Origin of the sequence: Thermocrinis sp. (assembly GCF_036781485.1) — a bacterium.
Lineage (GTDB): Bacteria > Aquificota > Aquificia > Aquificales > Aquificaceae > Thermocrinis.
Window position 1 is genome coordinate 9,269 of sequence record NZ_DAIQAX010000012.1, and the last position, 21,098, is coordinate 30,366.

The window sequence follows — 21,098 nt, forward strand, 5'->3', positions numbered from 1 at the left end:
TTATAAAGGAGAAACTTCAAAGACTTCAAGAGCTTTGTGGGATTGAGGGAGTTTTTAAACACAAACCTGCCGAAAAAGTTAATCCTCAGGATACTGCTTAGGCGGTATTTTGAGAGAGTGAAAGGGTAGAAGAGTGCTCCCTTGGATGCTCTTTAGGGCGTCCTAAACCCTCGGCAGGCTCCCTTAAAGGGAGTTTCCGTAGGCAATGGAATGATTATCTATGGAGAGAGGAACTCTTTTGTCAGAGATTTCTCTCCCTTAAAATCTGTTATAATTGAAGGGAAATGGCAAAGGCGAGCAAAAAGGTTAGTTCCCTTCGGCTTTGGGAGGACTATGTCCAGGGGCACTGGGTGAATAATTGGACAAAGCCATCTTACAAGCCATGTTTGAGGGATCAATCGTAGCTCTGATAACGCCTTTCAAAAATGGAGAAGTAGACTATGAATCTTTAATCAAACTTATAGAGTTTCACGTAAGCAATGGCACAAATGCCATTTTGGTGTGCGGTACCACTGGGGAATCGCCTACTTTGACCTTTGAAGAGCACGAAAAGGTCATAGAGGAGGCAGTTAAGATAGCCAACGGTAGGATAAAGATAATAGCAGGCACGGGGGCAAACGCCACCCACGAAGCTATAGAGCTTTCAACTCACGCTCAAAAGGTAGGAGCGGATGCTTGCCTTCTGGTCGTTCCCTACTATAACAAACCAACCCAAGAAGGACTCTACAGACACTTTAAAGCAGTGGCAGAAGAGATTGATATACCAATAATTCTCTACAACATTCCATCAAGGACAGGCGTGGAGATAGCCCCAGAAACCATATACAGATTAGCAAAGGAGCACGAGCATATCATAGGCTCGAAGGAATCCACTCCAAACATGGACAGAATATCGGAGATCAGAAGGCTTATGGGAGAAAACTTTACTATTCTTTCTGGTGATGACTCTCTAACTCTTCCTATGATGGCTTTGGGGGCAAAGGGAGTAATCTCTGTAGCTAACAACGTAATGCCTAAGGAGGTTAAAGCACTCGTAGATTTTGCTTTGAAGGGTGATTTCAAAAAGGCGAGGGAGATGCACTATTATCTGTATGAGTTATTTAAAGTGCTCTTCATAGAGACTAACCCTATACCTGTAAAAACCGCGTGTTGGGCTATGGGAATGTGCGAAAAGGAGTTTAGACTTCCCATGTGTGAGATGAAGCCTGAAAACGAAAAGAAACTTCTTAGCGTGCTAAGGTCTTACAATATACCTTTGGTGGTCCAGCATGAGTAAGTTTTTGTTCTTTTTAAACAGCTTCTACTTAGGTATGGGTGTCTTTTTCAGCATATACGTAGCCCCCACTCTATTCAGAGTTTTAGATAGGGCTGAAGCGGGAAAGGTGGTAGAGAAAGTTTTTCCAGTTTATTTTGGTATTGGCTTTCTTGTAATGCTGATCTCCGTGGCAGTTGGTTGGAAGTTAGGCAAACTTTTCTTTGCAGCATCCTTGGCTAATCTCTTAGTGCACGGATTTCATCTATTTTATGTGCTTCCAAAAGCGAGGAATTTAAAGCTAATTGACTATTCAGAGTTTATGAAGTGGCATGGTGTGTCCATGGGTTTAAATTTACTTGGTTTATTGCTTGCTTTTATTATGATTATATTTTTGGTAAGAAAGATATAAAAACTAATGAGGTGAATAGAGATGATGGATGTGTTCTTTATGGAGAGGGATCCATATGCGCCCGTCAGGCACTGCTATCCCGTAGAAAAGGTGCTGTACCGTGGTAAAAGCCAGTATCAAGAAATAACTGTGGTAGAATCTCCTTACTTTGGAAGGGTATTGGTTTTGGATGGTGTGGCTCAGTGCGATGAAAAATTCGAGTTTATTTATCACGAATTTATGGCTCACGTGCCACTGTATGCCCATCCTAATCCAGAAACTGTGCTCATCATAGGCGGAGGAGATGGGGGAGTTTTGAGGGAAGTGTTAAAACATCCAGAGGTTAAAAGGGCAGTTTTGGTGGATATAGATAAAGAGGTAATAGAAGTATCAAAACGTTTTTTACCCACTATGGCCTGTGCCTTTGACGATCCAAGAGCGATTGTCTTAAACGAAGATGGCTATAAGTACATTCAAGACTACGAGAACGAGTTTGATGTGATAATAGTGGATTCTACAGACCCTGTGGGATTTGCTCATGTACTAACTACAGAAGAATTCTTCAAATACGTTTACAAGGCTCTTAAAGATGACGGAATATACGTGGGGCAAACCGAGTCCATATACTACCACATAGAGATTGTAAGGAGGATTCAAAAGGCACTAAGAAAGGTCTTTCCTATTGTTGATCTTTACACGGCAGTAATCCCAGGCTATGCGGGTTATTGGTGGACCATATCGGTGGGTAGCAAAAAATACCAGGTCAGAGAACCCAAAAGAGAAGTCAAGGCTCAAACCAAGCTGTATAGTGAAGAGATGCACAGATACGCTTTTATACCAAAAGGTTTATACGAAAAAGTTTTAAGTGATGATTATAAATTTTGACCATGCGGTTTTCTAAGCTGCAGGGATCTGGTAATGACTTTGTTGTTATAGACAACAGAGATAAAAAGGTTGAAGAATTTTTGAAGGATCTGGGGCTAAGTATTGCGGATTTTGTAAAAAAGGTATGTGCTTTCCATACTGGTGTTGGTGCGGATGGGTTAATACTAATAGAGAAGCCCAAAGACAGAAATAACGACTTTAGCTGGAGATTTTTTAACGCTGATGGTTCTGAAGCAGAGATGTGTGGTAATGGCTCACGCTGTGCGGTTAGGTTTGCCTTTGAAGAGGGTATGGTAGGAGAATACGTTCGCTTTGAGACCTTAGCGGGGATTATTCAAGCCTTTGTTTTGGAAAAGGGCAGAAGAATAAAAGTCCAGCTTACCCAACCCAAAGACTACAGAGAGGTAGTTTTGGATGTGGAGGGTCAGAGGATAGAAGGGAGTTTTATAAACACCGGAGTGCCCCACTTTGTAGTTTTGGTGGATGATATGGAAAAGATTGATGTGGTTAAGTTGGGCAGATTGATCAGATTTCATCCCGATTTTCAGCCTAAAGGAACAAACGTAAATTTTATCCAACCTATGAGCTTTAATAGTATAAGGATAAGGACCTATGAAAGAGGCGTGGAAACAGAAACCTTAGCCTGTGGGACAGGTTCCACCGCTTCTGCCATAGTTGCTTACAAAAAAGGCATTGTTTCTACAAAACCTGTGGAGGTTAAAACCCGCAGTGGAGAAATTCTCAAAATAGATTTTGATGAGCATTTAACGCAAGTGTTTTTAGAAGGTAGCGTAGTGAGAGTGTTTGATGGTTTCCTGCGGAGGGAATTCCTTGAATGTTAAAGAGAAGAATACTCATACGGGTTATTCTGTCCTTCTTAATAACATTTTTTCCAACAGCATTCTTAATCCATTTCGTATTTCAAAGAATAGGTGAAGAAGCATTAATTAAAGAAAGGGATATTTTATACAACAATTTTAAAACTTTGCTTAAGCACAAAGAAAGTGATTTAGAATTAGCCAAATCTAAAATAATTCAAAGTAAAGATGATTACTACATATGGTTAAGAGTAGATGAGGAATGCGGTGGGATAGCGCACTACAGGATTACAGACAGAGGACTTTATTACGGTAAGAAAATCTTTTTGGGTGAACAATGCTATTTTTTGGGTATAAATTTTAAAGAGCTTTTAGAATTTATTAAGGAATTGAGCCATGCAGAATGGTTGTTTTACTACGATAGAACTTACATTGACAGATTTCCACAAGAATTTTTAGACATCTTTGTTAAGGATAAATTGTTTAAAAACGATGTGGTAATAGCAGGCTTTTCTGATGAATCAGTTCTTAATGTGCCATTTAAGGTAAGTGGATACTTAGTCTACGGAAGCGGTTTTAAAAAAAGTCTATTGGTAGAATTTCCACTTTTTGAAGAAAATGGTTATCAGTTTGGGCAGGTGTTGCTCGTGAAGGATATTTCCCCCATATATGCAAACTTCTACACTTTGATGGGTGTGCTTGTTGCTTATTCTTTCGTGCTCTCATTGTTATCTTCTTTCTTACTCTACAAGTTCTCAGGGGATTTAATAGCCAGAATAATAAAACTCCAGGAGTTTTCCAACAGGATTAAAATGGGGGATTTTTCTAAAATAGAACCCTTTGAAACTTCCAAAAAAATGGATGAATTAGACCATCTGAGAAACAGCTTTATAGATGCTGCTATAACCATAGGCAATCTGCTTTCTGAGCTTGAAGCTAAGAACAAACAACTTCAGGAACTGGCTTATTATGATTCACTTACCGGTTTACCAAACAGAAGGTTCTTCTTTGAACACGCTAACTTAATCTTTGAAGAAGCAAAAAGATATGGGAAAAAGCTGTCTCTCTTGATCATTGATATAGACCACTTTAAAAAGATAAACGACGCTTATGGACATGACGCTGGAGATATAGTTTTAAAAGTCTTTGCAGATGTGCTTAAAGGTGTAGTAAGGCAATCTGACATTTGTGCAAGAATGGGAGGGGAGGAGTTTGCTGTGCTCTTACCCAACACAGGTTTAGATGAAGCAAGAGTATTAGCCGAGAGGATAAGAAGTGCGGTAGCAAGTAGACCCGTGGAGTACGATCATAAAGTGATCCTAGTCACTACAAGCATAGGAGTTTCTGAATTTAGAAGTGGTATGGAGAGTATAGATGATCTAATAAAAGAGGCAGACATTGCCCTTTACAGGGCAAAGGAAGGGGGAAGGAATAGAGTAGAAGTTTTTACTCCCGATAAAACAGGGGAGTCTCAAACTTAGGATTTCCCAAACTCCTTAACATACCCATCTTTATAACCCTTACTACCTCCGGCGAAAAGTTTCTGTCTTTTTGATTTATAAAGTGATGGAACAAAACTCCAGAAGCCTCTAAGCCCAATCCTCTATCCTTCATTACGTGTTCCCACGCTTTGTCTTTTAAAAAGGTATTCCTTTGGTTTAGCCTTTTAGTTTTTGGTTGCCCAACAAATTGATATCCGCATACCCTGCCTTCCTTTAAAAAAACCTTAATCAGGTACTGCTCGTATTCAAAGACTGTTGAACTTTCTGCGTCTTCAAACACTCCTCCACTGCCGGCTGGAGCAGAACGGGTTTTTACTGCATTGTAATCCACCAAGCCAGAATGCTTTACCTTTAGACCTGCCATGTTGTAGCCTGCCACCGTTCCTCCCTGCTGGGCAGGTGGGAACAGAGCTATCCACCTTTGCCTGCCCCATGCATCAATTCCAGAGCATATGTCTCCTGCTGCGTAAACGTCTTTGTCCGAAGTTTGCTGATACTCATTCACGAGTATGCCACCTACAACCCTTCCAGTCCTTTCGTCTATATGTATCTTTATGTCCGTATTTGCTACCAAGTGTGTCCTTGGTCTAACACCTGTAGAAAGGATAACTAAATCCGCCTGAAGGAACTTTTTTCTATCACTGCCATTTTGAACTATCTCCACAGCCTCTACCCAACCGTCTTCTCCGTGTATTGCTAAAACCTGGTGGTTTAGGTAAAACTCTATACCTTCTTCTTCTTCAAGGATCTTCATGTATCTGTCTGCCATGTATTTGTCCAGCATTCTTGGAAGAACTCTGTCAAAGAACTCCACCACAGCCACCTGAAGACCCATACTCCTTAGAGTTTCTGCATCCTCCACACCTATGGGACCCGCTCCTACGATAACAACCCTTTTTACCTTTCCAGATAGAACCAGATCCCTTATCCTTTTGGCATCGTCCAGATTCTTTGCGGTAGTGACCCCACCCAACTCTCTACCAGGTATGGGTGGAATAAAAGCGCTGGCGCCCGCAGCCAAAAGACACTTATCGTAAGCTATCTCCTCCCCACCCTTTACTATAACCACCTTTCTTTTGTTGTCTATACCAACCACCTCTTTGTTTGGTCTAAAATCTACCCTCATACGCTCATAAAACTCATAGCCACCTTTGTAAAACAGTGCTTGATCCGAAATGTCCCCCCTAATTACGTTCTCCATACAGTTTGGTGCATAGGTTGGGTAAGGCTCGTCCGAAAGGACTATTATGTCTGATTCTTTATCCACCTGTCTAAAAGCCTCAATGGCGGAGGCTGCCGCAGGACCGTTGCCAACTATCACAACTCGCATAGTATAATAATAAATCATAGGCGGCGTAGCTCAGCTGGTTAGAGCGGAGATCTCATAAGTCTCAGGTCGGAGGTTCGAGTCCTCCCGCCGCCACTCATTCAACCTTTATCTTCCTTTGAAGCTGATACATCCTTAGGATCTCCTCCACAGTGTTTGCATCCTCTGGCCTTTTGTCTGACCTTACAAAACCAACAGCCCTTGGAAATCTCAAAGCGTATCCGGGTTCGTCTCCTGTCTTTCCTGCGGTGTGCAAAGGCGAGCGGGTTATTTCATCTGCGGATACAGTTATTACATACTTTGGCTCTACCCACACATCTGGCGTTATCAAAGAATCAACTCTCGCGTGCCTATGGTCAAGCTTGATCTCATCCAGTATTTCTTTTAATCTTATCCACTCTTCTTCTGAAAAGCCCGAACCCACTTTACTTATGGTCTTAAAAGTATCGGAAGAAGGATCATACACTGCGGTCAGCAAGGTTCCTATTCCAAGCTTTGCCCTTGCTCCTTTTCCGTAGAAGTAACCCACTATTACTACGTCTATGGTATCCATAAGTTGTCCTTTGTAGCCTCTTTTTAGCTTTACCCAGTTAAAGTTTCTTGAGCCTGCGGTGTATGGCGCATCGAGCCTCTTTCCCATTATACCTTCCAAACCTCTTAGGATAGCATCCTCAAAAAATTCCTCCACTTCCTTTGCAGATTGGACTATTCTTAACTCTGAAAGCTCAAGGGTGTTTTTCAAAGTTATCAAACCTTCCAGCCTTTTCCTTCTATCTATGAAGGGTTTGATGGTGTAATCCTCACCATCCAAATACAGAAGGTCAAAGCAGAAAAGTTTCAAAGGATATTCCTTTGAGTATTCGTAAATTTGGTATTTTCTCTTCCTTTGCATGGTTATCTGGAAGGGATAGAACTCTCCCGTTTCTTCGTTTACAGCCAATGCTTCTCCTTCTACGATCAACTCTTCGGCGTCAATCTTCGCAACGGCTTGCTTTATTTCTGGAAACATCTCTGTCATAGGTTCTAAGTTTCTTGAGTATATGTAAACTTCATTGTTTTTCTTGTGCACTTGGAGCCTAAAACCATCGTATTTTACCTCAATTGCACATCTACCCAATCTTCTTATCAACTCTTCTGCATCCGCTACTCTTTCTGCCAGCGCCATGCGTATAGGATAGCCGGGCTGTATTTTAAATTCTTCTAAACCTTCCAAACCTTTCTGCGCAAGGGTTTCTGCCACCAAACCAAGGTCGGAGCAAAGATTGTAAGCTCTTTCTACTACCTGTTTATAATCCCTATTACCCAACAGGAGGGCTAGAGCCTCTATAATCGTAGCCTCTCCCACCCCCAGCCGAAGATTACCAACTATTATCCTCACCACAAACTTTGCCTCTACACCAGATAATGCCTTCAGTAAGTTAATAAGTAGCATAACCTTGTCTAAAGTGCCCCTCGCTCTTGCTATGCTAAATAGTTCTTCGTATACCTTGGAAACACTCAGGCCCTTTCCCTCCCTCTTTATCACCTCCAAGGCTACCTTTCCCACGTCTCCAAGCTCTTTGTATAGCTTTTGTATAACGCTTAACTTTGTACCAGAAGCTTTTGATAAAGCCTCCATAGCCAATTTTTCAGACATTCCAAACTCCAAACCTCTGAAGGAAGGCACAAGCTCTCCCATAGTTAAATAAACAACTTTATCTATTTCTTCCTTATCTGCTTTAGAAAAAAGCTCGTAGAGTAGTTGGGACATTTCTAACCTGCTGGTGGTTTTCTCAAGCTTTTCAAAAAACTGGGCAAGCTCTGAGAATTTCATCGTTATAATTTTAATTGATGGATATAAGAGAAATAATGAACATACTTCCCCATCGCTACCCACTGCTGTTAGTGGATAGGATAATTGATCTGGAGCTTGGAAAGAGGATAGTAGGTTTAAAGAACGTTTCTGTCAACGAACCCTATTTTCAGGGGCATTTCCCCGGCTTTCCCCTAATGCCCGGTGTGTATATTTTGGAAGCTTTGGCACAGGTGGGGGGTATACTGATGATTAAATCTTTAGATCTGGAGATAGGAAAGTACGCTGTGGTCTTTGCGGGCATAGATGAAGCAAGGTTTAAGCGGCCCGTATATCCGGGAGATCAGCTCGTGCTGGAGTTGGAAGTACTTTCTCTAAAAAAGAGCCTTTCCAAAATGAAGGGTGTGGCAAAGGTTGAAGATCAGGTGGTGGCGGAGGCTATACTTTACGCTTCTGCTAGAGAACTATCTCAACTAAGAAGGTAGATCTATCTTCCAAAGAGCCTTTTAATCCTTCTGAGCAGTCCTCCGAACCTTCTGTTGATTTCCATTCTTAGCTCCTCCGCCAACAGCCCCAGTCTTCCAGAAACTTTGGATAGCACAGACTTGTCCTTTATTCTGTCCCCTTCAAGAAATTCCTTAAGCAGTTCGTTGGTTTTTTCTACAGCCTCTAAGAATCTTCTAAGCTCTGTTTCGTTTTCAAAGTCTATACTGTCTAAGCGCTTTTCCAAATAAGCCAGCATACCTTCCATCGCTCGGTCAAAACTGACATTAGCAGACCTGCTATCTGTAAATTGGCTTAATAGTTCAATCAGTTTAGACCTCAATTTAAACCTGTAATCCTCCAAGTAAAAGGCAAAAGGCTCCTTATCCTTTATATCCTTAAAAAACTCCTCCACTATAAGAACGACCCTTTCCTCAATACTAAGTATCTTCTCCATGTTTTAATCGGTTTCTGTGTGATGCTCTTCTCCAGTTGGCGCCTTTTTACCCTCTTCCAGGTCATAAAACCTTCCTTCCAATTTTTTGAGTATTTTTGGCAGTGTGGTGTATTCCATCTCTTCTGAGGGTAATCTATGGGGTTCAAATATGCCCTGTCTTCTGAGAATGTCCGCTATGGTTTGGGCTTGTTCCCTTGCCCTATCAAAGGCTGGATCGTCAAACAGATCCCTCGGTCCTATGAGTTTGCCTTGGGCTATTTGATACCCTGCCGCTATGACCCTTGGTGGTCCGTCAAACCTAGTTGGTGTGGCTTGTTTGAAAGAGACGGGCATTATGGGTCCGTTGTGAGACCCTCTCATCCAACCTTCCACTATCCAGGGTCTTGCAAAGGGTTCCAAGATCTCACCCACTGCGGGGAAACCTGACTGAGCCCTGACTATCATAACAGGGTCATCCTTACCTACGTATTTGCCTGCTATAAGGGACAATCTTTGAGTGGAAGCTACTGCGCCAATCTCTCCATCTGAGTTTCTCCAAACGCTCTTTATGGCATACCTTTCAACGGACCCTATCAGAGCCAAAAGGTCGTAAAGCTCTGCAGGAGTGGAGAGTTTAACAGCTTTTCCTGTGAATGTATCCAAAACCTCAAAGGTAAAGCCATCGTGCATCTTAGGATCTATCACCAGCCCTGCGCACACCATAGGATCTGCAAACATTTCATAAAGTGGTAAATTCCAAGCGCTTGGTGCGGTCTTGTCTGCAAAGAAAACTATAACAGGCTCTGAAGGTCTTTCCTCAAATTCCATCTCAGCCACGCCTGGTCCCATACCTTTAACATTACCTGAAAATGTGTCGGAAAGCAAGTCCTGTCCTGCTCCGTATAGCTTTAACTTTTTGGAAATCTCTGTGCCTGCTTCAAAGGCCCTCCAAGCTATGCCATGAACTACTTCGCTATCCACCCCGTGCTGATGGGTCATCACCAAAGCTATGTCGTCTCCACACACAAGGGTCTGACAGTCTATGAGGTTGCCCTTTTGAACCTCCGCCAAACCTATCTCTTTCACCTTCTCTAAAACTTCTGGATGAACGCCCGAGTGTCCAACAAAACCTCCTATGTCTGCCTTTATCACACTCAGAGTAATTTTCATGATCCAACCTCCTTTGTTTGTCTTCTATTATAAACCACTCTAATGCTGTAATCTATGAGTATGTGAATTGGTTTTCTGTCAAGGCTTGGATCTAAGAAAGGTATAGCGTATGGAGAGGTGCTAAGTTTTCTCAGGTCTGTTTCTGTTAATCTCTCCTCTATGCTGATTCCCGCTTTGGTCCCCCCTGTTTTTCTTCCCACGGCTTTTGTATTTTGAAGGTTAAAGCCTAAGGTCTTTAATGCTTTTCTAACTGCGAGGGAAGAGGTGTAAGATACCCATACACCATCTGGTTTTAGAAGTTTTGTTATTTCTTTCAAGAACTCCAAACTCCAAAGCTCAGGATTCTTGTAAGGAGAAAAGGCATCGTGAAGGATAGCGTCAGCACCAAAGTTTACCACTTCCTTTATTTTTTTTCTGGCATCACCCAAGAGAAGTTTAAAGTGTATTCCATCTTTTTGAAATTCAGGCAAGTTTTCCCAAAGCATAAGCCAGTATGGTTTGTATTCCTCTGGAGGGGGTAAGACTTCATCAAGTAGCCTTTTCTCAAAGGACAGGATATGAACTTCTACCTTCTTGTTGATGTCTCTGAGTTTTTTCAGAAGTACTGCCGCGTTGTATCCCAAGCCAAAGCCCACATCCACCACAGTTATGAGTTTTTCCTTTTCCGCCCTATAAAGGACTTCAGAGGGTTCTACAAACTTCTTTATGCATTCAGTAATAGCACCTGCGGTTAGGCTATGGTAAGGCTCTCCGTAGTTTTTATCTATCAGAGTGAAGGAACCGTCTTTGGTGCTAACCCAGCCACCACCCTCCACCGAGGGCTTTAAAAAAACTCTTAAGATCTTTAAAACTTCCCTTTTTTGTTCTTCTTCTAAGCAGTATCCTTTTTCTGCCAAAAACCTTTCTAACTCTTCTTCAAGTAGTTGACCCCTCTTCGTCAAGGTAGAAAACATCGTCGGATATTGCTTCGTTCCACCTTTTAAAACCAGGGAGGACTTCCACTCTGTACCAAGAAGACTTATACCATATGGTTTTAGGTTCTCTCTTGACAGGTGCCAGTTCTGCCGCCTTTGTTTCCTTATGATAATCCCAAGTTATGTAGTGATTGAAGTCCTGCACTATGTCGGTTATAGCCGCTCCAAACTCTGAGGTTAAGGATATCTGGAAATCTCTCCAGCGGAAAACGGAAGAATCTCTGAGCGTTAGACCAAAGTAGCCCACTCCTCCCTCTTCTCTGAGGGTTGCTATTCCCCTTCCTATGAAGGCTCTGAAGGCGGGCAAAGTCTCCGGTGGGTCAGACACGAAAACGTCAAACTTTCCCAGCATATCTTTTGGAAATGGATTTCTCAGATCCCAAACCCTTGCCTCCGCATTGTCTATGCCAAACTCTTTGAATATCCTGTTGTCAAAGTCAATAAGCCTTTTGTCTATGTCTATGATCAGCACACTCCTTGCCTTTCTTGTCAGTGCAATTGCCAAACCAGTTAGGTCATCTTCCGCACCAAGCACTATTATGTCTTTGTTCCGCAGGTCTCCACGGGAGTCAATAAAGAGCACCCTTGCTATGGTGGTTTCTGGCGTAACAGATCCTTGGTCATAATCCCTTATAGCCTTTGGTCTGTCTTTGGTTAGCTGTAAAAACTCTCTGTATAGCTCTATATCGGCATAAAAGGGTATACCCCTACCTTCGCAGGCTTTACAGGTGTAATCCGTAAAGGGCTCTATTCCCAGTTCTCTAACAAGGTCAAAACCCTTTTGGGTCAATCTTATGTTCTCTTCGTCGTCTACAAACAAAATGCCTTCTTCCACCAGCACATTCACAATACCTGAAGCAGCAGGCACTGGTAAGTCAGACATATCCACAATTTCCCAAAAGTCCCCACTCTTTAGGACCGCAGATAGCACAGCTTCCACGTTTTTTTTGTAAATTCTCACTCCACTTAGCTCCCTTGCCTTATTGGCAAGTTCTACCAAGGTTTTCATGCACACCTCCTAAAATAGGCTTAAATGCTTTATTTTAACACAGGCGTGGCAATAAATTGTAAAAATAGATTTGCGTAAAAGCTAAAAACTTATTTTGTATGACCTAGATTTTCTGTATCTTACTCTTTGATGGAGATGTTTGATTATGCTGTCGTAGGAGGAGGTATTGGTGGTGTGCTGGCTTCTGCTTTGCTTAGCAAGCTTGGCAGATCCGTGATCCTCTTTGAAAGCCTCTCTTACTTAGGTGGTTGTGCTGGCACCTTCAGAAAGGATGGTTTTTATTACAACGCGGGAGCCACCACTATAACTGGTTTAGAGGAACCTATGCCTTTGGGAAGGATACTAAGCTTTCTTGAGGTCGCTCCACCTATAAAGGAGCTCCCTATGTCCATGCAAGTGCTGGTGATGGACAAAAGGATCAACCTTTGGTGGGATTCTGAAAGGCTTTTGCAGGAGTTGGATAGTAGCTTTAAAGGGGTGGCAAACTACAAGCTACTATCTGAGTTAAAAAACTTTTCCCATAAACTTTGGCAAACTCTTTGGAAGTTCTTGCCTTTTTCTGGATACACCAGCATATTAGGGTTCTTCTTAAGACATCCCTTTGAAGCTATACAACAACTGCTCTGGTATGCAAAAGGTGGTCAAACTTTCAAAAGTTATATAAACGGACACCAAGATTATTTGCAGTTGCTTGACTATATATCTCTAATAACCTCCCAGGGATTTTTGGAAGAAGTGCCTTATGCAGTTGCTCTTCTGGGCCTTTCCTATCCTATAAACAAAACCTACTACTCCTTTGGTGGCATGTCCAACCTGATTGAAAGCATAGCAAAGGTTATACCAACGATATACAGAAAAACCACTGTTTTTAAAGTGATCAAGGCTGATGGATACTTCCTGCTGGAAACATCCAAAGGGCAGTTCAGAGCAAAGAGGGTAATACTAAACACGACCATCTGGAATTTAGAAGACCTTGTAGAGATAGATTCTGTAAAAGAATTTTCGAGAAAGGCTAAGAGAGTTTATTCCAAAGCCTGGTCTGCAATAACCCTTTATGCAAAGGTAAAAAAAGAACGTGCTAAGGACCTTCCCAGCCACATACTTATCTTGGAAGAAGAGCCCCTTAGCGTGGGCGGGACCAAGGAGCTTTTCCTTTCTCTTTCTCTGCCCGAAGATAGTACAATGTCTTCCCAAGAGTATCTGAGCTTGACTGTATCCACACACGCGCGCCCTGAACTCTGGGAAAACATAACGAAGGAAGACTATTACATGCGAAAGGAACTCATCAAGGAGGAGATACTATGTAAAATTTACAAAAAGCTTCCGGCTTTAAAAGGTGCAATACAGAATGCCTTTGTGGGCACGCCAAAGACCTTTGAAAGATACACCAAAAGATACAAAGGTTTGGTGGGAGGAGTTCCCATGGTTCGCAAGTATTTTCCCTTTCGCTATCCACTTCCCTTTACAACGGTGGACGGCTTATTCTTGGTAGGTGATACGGTCTTCCCCGGTCAAGGTCTGCTGGGAGTTTCGGTAGGAGTAATAAACCTTCTGCTCTCTATAGAAAAGGACTTTAGAGAATGCTGGAGCTACGCTTAAGGGAATGGATATACATAATGCTTTTTGCCTTGCTGATGGGCGCCTGCATGGGCACCTTTGTCGGCTTTCTGATCTCAGATAGCTGGCCTACTTATGCTCTTTCTGGAGCTATTATAGGTTTTTTCATATTTATCCTATCCCTGATTACCACCGAGTTAAACAATAGGGTCCTTATAAAAAGGATACCTAAGCTCCTTAGAATACCATTTAGCCTCGCGCTTGCCTACCTTTCGGGACTTTTCGGCGGTTATATAGGCTACGTACTTTGCAAGTACATGGCTCTTCTGGACATTGAACTTAAACAGTTTCAGTTAATAGTTTCTTTGAACGTTCTTGGAATACTTACCGCATCGGTTGGTTTTTTGATATATCTGATAGTAATTTCTAAAAGAGAATGGGAACGACTAAAGCTTAGATTAGTTAGCCAAGAGCTCAAAAACTTAGAGCTTCAGATAAACCCTCACTTTCTTTTCAACATCCTAAACGCCATAGCGGAGCTGGTTTCCACAAACCCAGAGGAGGCAGAAAAGGCATTGATTAACTTTTCCAAGTTCCTGAGGAAAACCCTCTACTCGGACTTCCTTATCACCCTCAGGGAAGAACTGGAAAACCTAAAGGAATACTGGAGTATAGTTAAACTTAGAGTAAGAGAAAGAGTAAGTCTTGAAATACAAACGCAAGAAGACGTAGATTTAGAGGTGAAGGTGCCCAAGTTTTGTGTGCAGATGCTCGTGGAAAACGCCCTAAAACATGGATTGAAGTGGCAAGCTGGAATTATAAAGGTGGTTGTAAGGCGAAAGGATAGAAAGCTTTTCATTGAGGTGATGGACAACGGCGTAGGATTTAATAATCTAAAGGAAGGTGTGGGACTTAAAAATGTAAAAGACAGGTTAGCTTTAATAGGCGGGAGGCTTGATTATTACAGAGAAGGAGGGTTTTCTGTATTCAGAGTAGAGATAAGTCAAAGCACTTCAAGCCAAAACAGGTTTATCAAGTCAAGTCCCTGAATTGCAACAGCTTCCACCCTTCCAAACATAAAGTAGCTGTCTAACTGGAAACCACCCTTTGGAAGATGATACTTTATACCATTTTGGTAGTTGAGAATCCTCGCATCCTCTTCCACAAGCCTTGGGTAATCTTTACCAAGAATGAAAAGGTTCAGCTTGCCAAAGACTGTCTCTACAAAGATTTTGCTTGGTTTATGATCAAGCTCAAGGACTAAGATACCGTATATGTTCAAAAAACCACCTGCTTTACCGTCGTGAATAACTTCTTTCATAAGAAAAAAGATCTGTGCTTATGGCAACTTCTGTATTTTTGTTTTTACAGATGGGTTTCGATCTTTGACTATATATCAAAGAACTCTCTCAAGTTCTTTGCTCCTTCTCTACTAGTTTCTATTGTATCGTCTATGTCTTTAAAGAAAATTCTGTATTTGCTTTGCTCCCCAGATTTTAGTTTTGTAACCTTGTTGAGATTAACTAAATAGGACCTGTGCACTCTGAAGAAATTGTAATGTTTTAGAGCTTCTTCCAGCTCGTATAGTTTTTTTGAAATGGGATAAAATCCCTCTTTGGTTCTTATTTCCGATTCTCCAGAATCTGCTTTTATGTAGTATATGTCTTCTGGTGAAAGGAGCACAACAGTAGTGCCCATCTTTACGGGAATGATGAAGTTTATCTTTTTTAAGAAATTATCCAAAACCTGTTTGTTTTGCTCTCTCCTACTTAGAGCTTTCTCTATAGCTTGGAGGAATTCCTCCTTTGTGAAAGGTTTGAGGAGGTAATCTACTGCGTTTAGCTTAAAGGCTTCCACTGCGTACTCTTGGTAAGCTGTGGTGAATATTACTGCGGGGGGCTTTTCCAAAGACATGGACTCCTTTGCTACCTGAAGACCGTAACCATCTGGTAGCCTTATATCAAGTATCAAAACGTCTGGTTTGTAAGCGTGTAGCTTTTGAATAGCTTCTTGTACAGACTGAGCAGTTTCAAAAGACTCATAACCAGCCTCCCTGAGAAACCTGGTTATCCTGTCCATTGCCAAAGGTTCGTCTTCTACTACAAGTATTCTACTCATAGATGTAAATTTATAAAACATCTGTTTCATTTGAATCTAACTTAATTTTCATTTAGCTACTGATATTTGCTGTTTATTGTTTATTTTTTTGTTTTCTTGGGGGGAGGCCCCCAGAACAGGCTTTGGTGGTTTTCTGCTCAGCCAGCGGACCATCTGCCCAAGAAGAAAACTAAAGTGATTCCGATTATGTGGACAATCCACCAGCCTATTCTCATAAACCTAAAGGGCTCTGGTAGCATCATGGTCTCACCTCCTTTTGAGTTTAGTTTTAATTGTAAATTATAATCCCAACCTTTCTTTTGGGTCTGCACTTATTCCATTTTGAGAGTTTAGAGTAGCATTTTATGCACAAAGCTTTGATAAAATACTTCATCTATGGAAAAATCAAGAGTTGAAAAGCTAAGCAGGATTAAAGAGCAGAACTACGCCTATCCTTACTCATACGACATAAGCGACAACCTTGGGAACATAAGGAAGAAATACGAAAAAGATCCCCCACCTGGCAAAAGAGTTAGGATAAGGGGAAGGATAAAGAGAATATCAAAACAGGATCAGTTTTTTGTTGTAAGACTGGAGGATTTGGAAGCTAAGGTAGAAATGTGGGTTAGAACCAGTCATCAACTTGAACAGGGTAAAGAGGTAATTTTAGAGGGAACCCTACGCAGGATTGATGGTAATCTCTTTTTAGATGAAGCTGAACCTTTAGAAGGGGATTGTTTAAGGGTTTTGGATGTAAAAAGGGAGTACGACCTTGAGCCGGAGCGTGAGGAGGTTTCGGTAGCTGGAAGAGTGGTAACTTTGCGTCCTATGGGAAAAGCTACCTTCGCCCACATTCAGGATGCTACGGGAAAGCTTCAGATATACGTAAAACAAGATCTGTTGGGAGAAAAATCTTTCAAAGAGTTTGAAGATATAGTGGATCCAGGGGACATAATAGGAGTTAAAGGGTATCTTTTTAGAACAAACGCCGGAGAGCTTACGGTAGAAGTAAGAGATTGGAAACTGCTTGCCAAAAGCTTGCATCCGCTACCCGAAAAGTGGCATGGTCTAAAAGATGTGGAAGTAAGATACAGGCAAAGATACTTAGACCTAATAGCCAACGAGGAAAGCAGAAGGATATTTTCTTTAAGAAGCAAGCTAATATCTGAGCTTAGAAAATTTTTGGATTCCAAAGGTTTTATTGAGGTAGAAACCCCCATACTTCAGCCTATAGCCTCTGGAGCAAATGCAAAACCGTTTATTACCTATCACAACTACCTTGAGCAGAACCTGTACCTTAGGATAGCTCCAGAGCTCTACCTAAAACGCCTCGTTGTAGGGGGATTTAACAAGGTTTATGAAATAGGCAAGAACTTCCGCAACGAAGGAGTGGACACCACCCACAACCCTGAATTTACTATGCTTGAGTTTTACTGCGCCTATTGGGACTACAACAATCTTATGTCTTTTACTGAGGAGCTTCTTTCTTATCTTCTGAACAGCTTAGTAGAAAGCCTTAAGATAACGTATCAAGGTAGGGAATTGGACTTTACCCCACCCTACAAACGTTATCACTATTTCCAACTTTTAGAAGAAAAAACTGGTAAGGATAAGGAATTCTTCTTGAGGGATGTGGAGGGGCTTAGAAAGTTAGCTATGGAGCTTAGAATACCAAAGGCTGAAATATTAACTCACGCCAAGCTTATAGACAAAGTTTTTGACGTGCTGGTGGAGGATGAACTTTGGGGTCCGTGCTTCGTGGTAGACTTTCCTAAGATACTCTCCCCTCTTGCAAGGACGCACAGACAGGATCCAGATTTGGTGGAGAGGTTTGAGCTTTTCGTGGCGGGCAAAGAGATAGCCAACGCGTATACGGAGTTAAACGATCCCTTTGAACAAAGGGAAAGGTTTTTAGAGCAGTTAAAGGAAAAGGAAATGGGAGACGAGGAAGCGATGGCTATGGACGAGGACTTTATAAGGGCTTTGGAGTACGGTATGCCACCAACAGCTGGGGAGGGTATAGGAATAGACAGACTGGTTATGCTTTTGGCAGACGTAGATTCTATAAGAGAAGTTATACTCTTCCCTGCCCTCAGACAGAAGCTATGAACATAGGTGTTTTGGTTTCTGGCAGAGGTAGCAACCTTCAGGCACTTATAGACGCTTACAAGGCGGGAAAGATAGAAGGTAGCATAGCCCTCGTTATCTCAGACAATCCCAACGCCTACGCCATAGAAAGGTGCAAAAGACACGGTATTCCTTACCAGATAGTCCTAAGGCAAGACTTTACGAGCAAAAAAGATTTTGAGAGGGAGATGGTAAGGCTACTAAAAGAGAGAGAGGTGGAGTTGGTTGTCCTTGCAGGGTTTATGAGGGTTCTCTCTAAGGAGTTTTTAGATGCCTTTCCTATGAGAGTTATAAACATTCATCCTTCTTTAATACCAGCCTTTCAGGGACTAAATGCCCAAAAGCAAGCTTTAGATTACGGCGCTAAAATCACCGGATGCACGGTTCATTTTGTTTCTCAGGAGCTTGACAACGGGCCAGTTATAATCCAGGCATGCGTTCCAATAACGCCGGAAGATACGGAGGATAGTCTTTCGGAGAAAATACTTAAGTTTGAGCATAAGATCCTTCCTCAGGCGGTAAAGTGGATTTCAGAAGGAAGGGTAAAGATAGACGGCAGAAAAGTGGTGGTGGAGGGAGCTGTGTATGGCACCCTCCCAGTAAATCCGATGTTAGAATATTCTTTCTGAATACTTTTACTATAAAGAAGGTGGTGGTATGTGGAAAAAGTTAAGAGACCCCCTTATAGTATTTGCAGTAGCTGGTTGGTTTTTCTTTTTAAACTCAAGCCCTGCTTTGGCTGGTCTGGTAGAGTCTAAGCCTGCCACTGAGGAGCTTAAAAACATAAACAGAGAAGAGGAAATAAGAAAAATACAAAGAGCCCTGGAGAGCAAGATAGTTCAAGAAAAGCTAAAGGCTTATGGTCTTAGTAAAGAAGAGATAGAAAAAAAGCTGTCGGAGATGGACGATCATCAGATTCACATGCTGGCAAAGGTTTCCGAAAAGGTTTTGGCGGGAGGGGACCTGGGTTTAGTTATAGCGGTTTTGCTAATAGCCATACTTTTGGTTATACTGCTGAAGCTTCTCAACAAGGAAATAATCATAAGGTAATCCTTCCTGTTCCCTTCGTAAAACAGCGGGATCAGTTCTGCGGTCCCGCTTCTCTAAGCAGTGTTCTTGGCTATTACGGTCTTAGCATATACCAAGACACCATAGCAAAGGATGTTTATATTCCCAAGTTGAAGGGAGCTTTGATTACGGACCTTGAAAACTACGCAAAAAAACTTGGCTTTAAAACAGAACTTTTTAAGGGGGACCAAAAAACTATTAAAGACTACATAAGCAAGGGTGTGCCAGTGATCGTGCTTGTAGATTTTGGACTGTTATTTACAAGCGTACCTCACTATTTGGTTATAATCGGGTTTGACGGCAGGGGCTTTTATGTCCACACCGGATACGAAGCTGAAAAGTTTTATTCCTTTGAGGAGCTGGATAGGGTGTGGCGCAGGATGGGAAGGGTTGGATTGGCAATTTATCGCTGAATTTTCTCCAAGATTTTCCTGTATCCTTCCATCAGGTCTCCCAAGTCGAACCTGAACCTGTCTTTGTCTAACTTCTCCTTAGTTTTTGCATCCCAAAGCCTACAAGTGTCGGGTGATATTTCATCTATAACAGCTATACTTCCATCAGGCAGTATACCAAATTCCAGCTTGAAGTCAACGAGAATAAGACCACAGGAGTGGAAAAAGTCTTTTAATACCTCATTTACCTGAAGGGCTATCCTTTCCATCTCCTCTATTTGTTCTTCTGTAGCCAAAGAAAGCATCAAGGCATGGGACTTACAGATCAATGGATCATGAAGCCCGTCGTTTTTGTAAAATAGCTCCACCAAAGGTTTTTTAAGCTCTATACCTTCCGCAAGCCCAAGCCTTTTGCATATGCTTCCTGCGGTTATGTTCCTGACCACCACCTCAAGGTCAAACCTCTTTGCTCTCCAAACGAGCATTTCTCTATCGGACAGCTTTTTTATGAAGTGGGTTTTTATGTTGTGCTTTTCAAGAAGTTCAAAGAGTATGCTGGATATGGTATTGTTTATAGCTCCCTTTCCTTCCACTTGGGCTTTTTTTGTTGCGTCAAAAGCGGTGGTGCTATCTTTGAAAAAAACAATCAGTTTTTGCTCGTCTTCTGTAGCATAAACTATCTTAGCCTTCCCTTCGTATAGTTTATTCATATGTGTTATAATAACACAATGGAGGGAGAGTTTTGCTGTGGTCTCTGATAAGGAGTTTGATTTTAGAGAAAAAGAAGTCAGAGGGGAGAAGGTTTTTGGGGATCTTCAATCAGAATCATCTGAGAATCCTTGAGGAGTATTTGAAAACAGACTTTGGCTCTCATAAAAGGAAAAGTAGACCTTTCGTAGGTTACTACTTTGGAAAATGGTTCTATGTATGTCCTTTGACAGCGTCAGAAAAGGATCAAACTAAGAGAGTGGATCTAAATCTTTGCGATAAAAAAGGATGCAATTTTAACTTCCAAAAAATGTCTTACATCTTTTATGACAGAAAAAATAAAGGCTTTTATCTGTATCAACTTCCAAAGGACCTTATAAAAGGGTATTCCTTTTGCGGTTATTGTAAAGATTTAGAACACATAGACAAACTGCAGGTGATATAGATATGGATTACAAAGAGCTGTTGATCAAGTTTTCGGAAGGGAAAGAAACGCCTAAAGAAAGGGAATTTTTAAAAAACACCATTGGAAAGTTTGTAAGACAGAGAGGAAAGGAAGAAAGCTTTAAGAGACGCTGGGGTGACGATTACGTGAAGGATCTGCTTTCAGAAATAAGGATAAGAATTATTTCCAGAAAAAAGTTTTTAGAGGAGAGGGCTTTTGTAAATTGGAAGTATTTTTTAAGCATAATCAATTCATGTTTAATAGAATTCTACCAAGAGTTGAGAAGTTCACAAGAGGTTCCCTATGAGAAAGTAAGAAATCCTAAAACGGAAGAGAACAATAGAAGCGTAGAAGAAACTGATATCTTTGCCTATGAAGAAAACGTAGAAGAAAAAATTGAAGCTGAAGAATTCTATGAGAATATGTTAAGATTCTTAGAAGAAAGGGACTATCCCATCCTTTGCTATTATCTTTGTAAAGAGTTTCAAAAAGATTGTAAAAAGCCGGAGGGTCTTTCGGAGGCAAACCTATACAAACGCTGGGAAAGGTTGAAGAAAAAGTTAAGAGACTATCTAACCTATGAGCCTTCTGCTGAGGCGATGAAATACTTTATTGATAGGTTTTTGTCAGAAGTATGTAAAAAGCTTGGTTATATACTAAACTAA

The 21,098-nt window shown here is 41.5% G+C and carries 23 protein-coding genes and 1 tRNA gene; 15 read left to right on the top strand and 9 right to left on the bottom strand.

Annotated elements, in window-relative coordinates:
- Nucleotides 1–382: 382 nt before the first annotated feature.
- From dapA to V7P40_RS06755, 5 genes are read left to right on the top strand one after another with little or no spacing between them, the layout of a single operon-like run.
- Entirely contained in the window at nucleotides 383–1,276 is an 894-nt protein-coding gene (gene dapA, locus V7P40_RS06735) for a 4-hydroxy-tetrahydrodipicolinate synthase (RefSeq protein ID WP_333785209.1), read from the top strand.
- Entirely contained in the window at nucleotides 1,269–1,664 is a 396-nt protein-coding gene (locus V7P40_RS06740) for a DUF4149 domain-containing protein (RefSeq protein ID WP_333785210.1), read from the top strand. The genes dapA and V7P40_RS06740 overlap by 8 nt, the downstream gene beginning before the upstream one ends.
- A gap of 21 nt (nucleotides 1,665–1,685) precedes the next feature.
- Nucleotides 1,686–2,528: a polyamine aminopropyltransferase gene (gene speE, locus V7P40_RS06745; RefSeq protein WP_333785211.1), complete on the top strand. Its 843-nt coding sequence runs from the start codon at nucleotides 1,686–1,688 to the stop codon at nucleotides 2,526–2,528.
- 2 nt (nucleotides 2,529–2,530) lie between these two features.
- Entirely contained in the window at nucleotides 2,531–3,370 is an 840-nt protein-coding gene (gene dapF, locus V7P40_RS06750) for a diaminopimelate epimerase (RefSeq protein ID WP_333785212.1), read from the top strand.
- Nucleotides 3,364–4,827 carry a GGDEF domain-containing protein gene (locus V7P40_RS06755; RefSeq protein ID WP_333785213.1) on the top strand — a complete coding sequence of 488 codons (1,464 nt, stop codon included), beginning with the start codon at nucleotides 3,364–3,366 and terminating at the stop codon, nucleotides 4,825–4,827. Before dapF ends, V7P40_RS06755 begins: the two co-directional genes overlap by 7 nt.
- Here the strand turns inward: V7P40_RS06755 and V7P40_RS06760 are convergent.
- Nucleotides 4,793–6,178, bottom strand: coding sequence for an FAD/NAD(P)-binding oxidoreductase (locus V7P40_RS06760; protein ID WP_333785214.1), 1,386 nt, complete (start codon nucleotides 6,176–6,178; stop codon nucleotides 4,793–4,795). The genes V7P40_RS06755 and V7P40_RS06760 overlap by 35 nt on opposite strands.
- Before the next feature lie 19 nt (nucleotides 6,179–6,197).
- On the opposite strand from V7P40_RS06760, the gene V7P40_RS06765 reads away from it, so the two are divergent.
- Nucleotides 6,198–6,271: transfer RNA gene (locus V7P40_RS06765), tRNA-Met, on the top strand.
- Between the two features lies 1 nt (nucleotide 6,272).
- Here the strand turns inward: V7P40_RS06765 and V7P40_RS06770 are convergent.
- A complete protein-coding gene (locus tag V7P40_RS06770; protein ID WP_333785215.1) occupies nucleotides 6,273–7,988 on the bottom strand; it encodes an ATP-dependent DNA ligase in 1,716 nt (571 codons plus the stop codon).
- 17 nt (nucleotides 7,989–8,005) lie between these two features.
- Between V7P40_RS06770 and fabZ the strand changes: the two genes are divergently transcribed.
- On the top strand, nucleotides 8,006–8,452 hold the full coding sequence (fabZ, locus tag V7P40_RS06775; protein WP_333785216.1) for a 3-hydroxyacyl-ACP dehydratase FabZ: 447 nt from the start codon (nucleotides 8,006–8,008) through the stop codon (nucleotides 8,450–8,452).
- Between the two features lie 2 nt (nucleotides 8,453–8,454).
- Here fabZ and V7P40_RS06780 read toward each other — a convergent pair whose 3' ends face one another.
- The 4 genes from V7P40_RS06780 to V7P40_RS06795 are packed head-to-tail and all read right to left on the bottom strand — an operon-like array spanning nucleotide 8,455 to nucleotide 12,039.
- The gene (locus V7P40_RS06780) at nucleotides 8,455–8,907 is read right to left on the bottom strand and encodes a hypothetical protein (protein WP_333785217.1); all 453 of its coding nucleotides are present in this window, start codon (nucleotides 8,905–8,907) and stop codon (nucleotides 8,455–8,457) included.
- A 3-nt stretch (nucleotides 8,908–8,910) separates the two neighbouring features.
- Nucleotides 8,911–10,056 (bottom strand): fructose-1,6-bisphosphate aldolase/phosphatase, encoded by a 1,146-nt coding sequence (gene fbp, locus V7P40_RS06785; RefSeq protein ID WP_333785218.1) that lies wholly within the window; start codon nucleotides 10,054–10,056, stop codon nucleotides 8,911–8,913.
- Nucleotides 10,053–10,997: an MnmC family methyltransferase gene (locus V7P40_RS06790; protein ID WP_333785219.1), complete on the bottom strand. Its 945-nt coding sequence runs from the start codon at nucleotides 10,995–10,997 to the stop codon at nucleotides 10,053–10,055. The genes fbp and V7P40_RS06790 overlap by 4 nt, the downstream gene beginning before the upstream one ends.
- Entirely contained in the window at nucleotides 10,972–12,039 is a 1,068-nt protein-coding gene (locus V7P40_RS06795) for a bis-aminopropyl spermidine synthase family protein (protein WP_333785220.1), read from the bottom strand. The genes V7P40_RS06790 and V7P40_RS06795 overlap by 26 nt, the downstream gene beginning before the upstream one ends.
- Before the next feature lie 129 nt (nucleotides 12,040–12,168).
- Between V7P40_RS06795 and V7P40_RS06800 the strand changes: the two genes are divergently transcribed.
- Both V7P40_RS06800 and V7P40_RS06805 read left to right on the top strand, forming a co-directional pair.
- A complete protein-coding gene (locus tag V7P40_RS06800; protein WP_333785221.1) occupies nucleotides 12,169–13,638 on the top strand; it encodes an NAD(P)/FAD-dependent oxidoreductase in 1,470 nt (489 codons plus the stop codon).
- Nucleotides 13,620–14,645, top strand: coding sequence for a histidine kinase (locus tag V7P40_RS06805; RefSeq protein WP_333785222.1), 1,026 nt, complete (start codon nucleotides 13,620–13,622; stop codon nucleotides 14,643–14,645). The genes V7P40_RS06800 and V7P40_RS06805 overlap by 19 nt, the downstream gene beginning before the upstream one ends.
- Here the strand turns inward: V7P40_RS06805 and V7P40_RS06810 are convergent.
- Complete coding sequence (locus V7P40_RS06810) at nucleotides 14,600–14,917, bottom strand: hypothetical protein (RefSeq protein ID WP_333785223.1); 318 nt, start codon at nucleotides 14,915–14,917, stop codon at nucleotides 14,600–14,602. The two genes, V7P40_RS06805 and V7P40_RS06810, sit on opposite strands and share 46 nt — an antisense overlap.
- A 68-nt stretch (nucleotides 14,918–14,985) precedes the next feature.
- Entirely contained in the window at nucleotides 14,986–15,714 is a 729-nt protein-coding gene (locus V7P40_RS06815; protein WP_333785224.1) for a LytTR family DNA-binding domain-containing protein, read from the bottom strand.
- Between the two features lie 375 nt (nucleotides 15,715–16,089).
- Between V7P40_RS06815 and lysS the strand changes: the two genes are divergently transcribed.
- From lysS to V7P40_RS06835, 4 genes are read left to right on the top strand one after another with little or no spacing between them, the layout of a single operon-like run.
- Entirely contained in the window at nucleotides 16,090–17,802 is a 1,713-nt protein-coding gene (gene lysS / locus V7P40_RS06820) for a lysine--tRNA ligase (RefSeq protein ID WP_333785225.1), read from the top strand.
- Nucleotides 17,799–18,449, top strand: a complete 651-nt coding sequence (gene purN, locus V7P40_RS06825; protein ID WP_333785226.1) for a phosphoribosylglycinamide formyltransferase — start codon at nucleotides 17,799–17,801, stop codon at nucleotides 18,447–18,449. The genes lysS and purN overlap by 4 nt, the downstream gene beginning before the upstream one ends.
- Before the next feature lie 28 nt (nucleotides 18,450–18,477).
- On the top strand, nucleotides 18,478–18,870 hold the full coding sequence (locus V7P40_RS06830; RefSeq protein WP_333785227.1) for a PA2779 family protein: 393 nt from the start codon (nucleotides 18,478–18,480) through the stop codon (nucleotides 18,868–18,870).
- Nucleotides 18,870–19,301 carry a C39 family peptidase gene (locus V7P40_RS06835; protein ID WP_333785243.1) on the top strand — a complete coding sequence of 144 codons (432 nt, stop codon included), beginning with the start codon at nucleotides 18,870–18,872 and terminating at the stop codon, nucleotides 19,299–19,301. The genes V7P40_RS06830 and V7P40_RS06835 overlap by 1 nt, the downstream gene beginning before the upstream one ends.
- On the opposite strand, the gene purC is transcribed toward V7P40_RS06835, so the two are convergent.
- Complete coding sequence (purC, locus tag V7P40_RS06840) at nucleotides 19,292–19,990, bottom strand: phosphoribosylaminoimidazolesuccinocarboxamide synthase (protein WP_333785228.1); 699 nt, start codon at nucleotides 19,988–19,990, stop codon at nucleotides 19,292–19,294. The genes V7P40_RS06835 and purC overlap by 10 nt on opposite strands.
- A 32-nt stretch (nucleotides 19,991–20,022) precedes the next feature.
- On the opposite strand from purC, the gene V7P40_RS06845 reads away from it, so the two are divergent.
- A complete protein-coding gene (locus V7P40_RS06845; protein WP_333785229.1) occupies nucleotides 20,023–20,433 on the top strand; it encodes a hypothetical protein in 411 nt (136 codons plus the stop codon).
- A 2-nt stretch (nucleotides 20,434–20,435) separates the two neighbouring features.
- Nucleotides 20,436–21,098 carry a hypothetical protein gene (locus tag V7P40_RS06850; RefSeq protein ID WP_333785230.1) on the top strand — a complete coding sequence of 221 codons (663 nt, stop codon included), beginning with the start codon at nucleotides 20,436–20,438 and terminating at the stop codon, nucleotides 21,096–21,098.

Bases quoted from the DNA above. Each gene is read 5' to 3' on its own strand.
- speE (WP_333785211.1), top strand. From the start codon at position 1,686: ATGATGGATGTGTTCTTTATGGAGAGGGATCCATATGCGCCCGTCAGG.
- V7P40_RS06755 (WP_333785213.1), top strand. From the start codon at position 3,364: ATGTTAAAGAGAAGAATACTCATACGGGTTATTCTGTCCTTCTTAATA.
- fbp (WP_333785218.1), bottom strand. From the start codon at position 10,056: ATGAAAATTACTCTGAGTGTGATAAAGGCAGACATAGGAGGTTTTGTT.
- V7P40_RS06795 (WP_333785220.1), bottom strand. From the start codon at position 12,039: ATGAAAACCTTGGTAGAACTTGCCAATAAGGCAAGGGAGCTAAGTGGA.
- V7P40_RS06760 (WP_333785214.1), bottom strand. From the start codon at position 6,178: ATGCGAGTTGTGATAGTTGGCAACGGTCCTGCGGCAGCCTCCGCCATT.
- V7P40_RS06780 (WP_333785217.1), bottom strand. From the start codon at position 8,907: ATGGAGAAGATACTTAGTATTGAGGAAAGGGTCGTTCTTATAGTGGAG.
- fabZ (WP_333785216.1), top strand. From the start codon at position 8,006: ATGGATATAAGAGAAATAATGAACATACTTCCCCATCGCTACCCACTG.
- V7P40_RS06740 (WP_333785210.1), top strand. From the start codon at position 1,269: ATGAGTAAGTTTTTGTTCTTTTTAAACAGCTTCTACTTAGGTATGGGT.
- purN (WP_333785226.1), top strand. From the start codon at position 17,799: ATGAACATAGGTGTTTTGGTTTCTGGCAGAGGTAGCAACCTTCAGGCA.
- V7P40_RS06830 (WP_333785227.1), top strand. From the start codon at position 18,478: ATGTGGAAAAAGTTAAGAGACCCCCTTATAGTATTTGCAGTAGCTGGT.
- V7P40_RS06815 (WP_333785224.1), bottom strand. From the start codon at position 15,714: ATGAGTAGAATACTTGTAGTAGAAGACGAACCTTTGGCAATGGACAGG.
- dapA (WP_333785209.1), top strand. From the start codon at position 383: ATGTTTGAGGGATCAATCGTAGCTCTGATAACGCCTTTCAAAAATGGA.
- dapF (WP_333785212.1), top strand. From the start codon at position 2,531: ATGCGGTTTTCTAAGCTGCAGGGATCTGGTAATGACTTTGTTGTTATA.
- V7P40_RS06770 (WP_333785215.1), bottom strand. From the start codon at position 7,988: ATGAAATTCTCAGAGCTTGCCCAGTTTTTTGAAAAGCTTGAGAAAACC.
- V7P40_RS06805 (WP_333785222.1), top strand. From the start codon at position 13,620: ATGCTGGAGCTACGCTTAAGGGAATGGATATACATAATGCTTTTTGCC.
- lysS (WP_333785225.1), top strand. From the start codon at position 16,090: ATGGAAAAATCAAGAGTTGAAAAGCTAAGCAGGATTAAAGAGCAGAAC.
- V7P40_RS06800 (WP_333785221.1), top strand. From the start codon at position 12,169: ATGGAGATGTTTGATTATGCTGTCGTAGGAGGAGGTATTGGTGGTGTG.
- purC (WP_333785228.1), bottom strand. From the start codon at position 19,990: ATGAATAAACTATACGAAGGGAAGGCTAAGATAGTTTATGCTACAGAA.
- V7P40_RS06810 (WP_333785223.1), bottom strand. From the start codon at position 14,917: ATGAAAGAAGTTATTCACGACGGTAAAGCAGGTGGTTTTTTGAACATA.
- V7P40_RS06850 (WP_333785230.1), top strand. From the start codon at position 20,436: ATGGATTACAAAGAGCTGTTGATCAAGTTTTCGGAAGGGAAAGAAACG.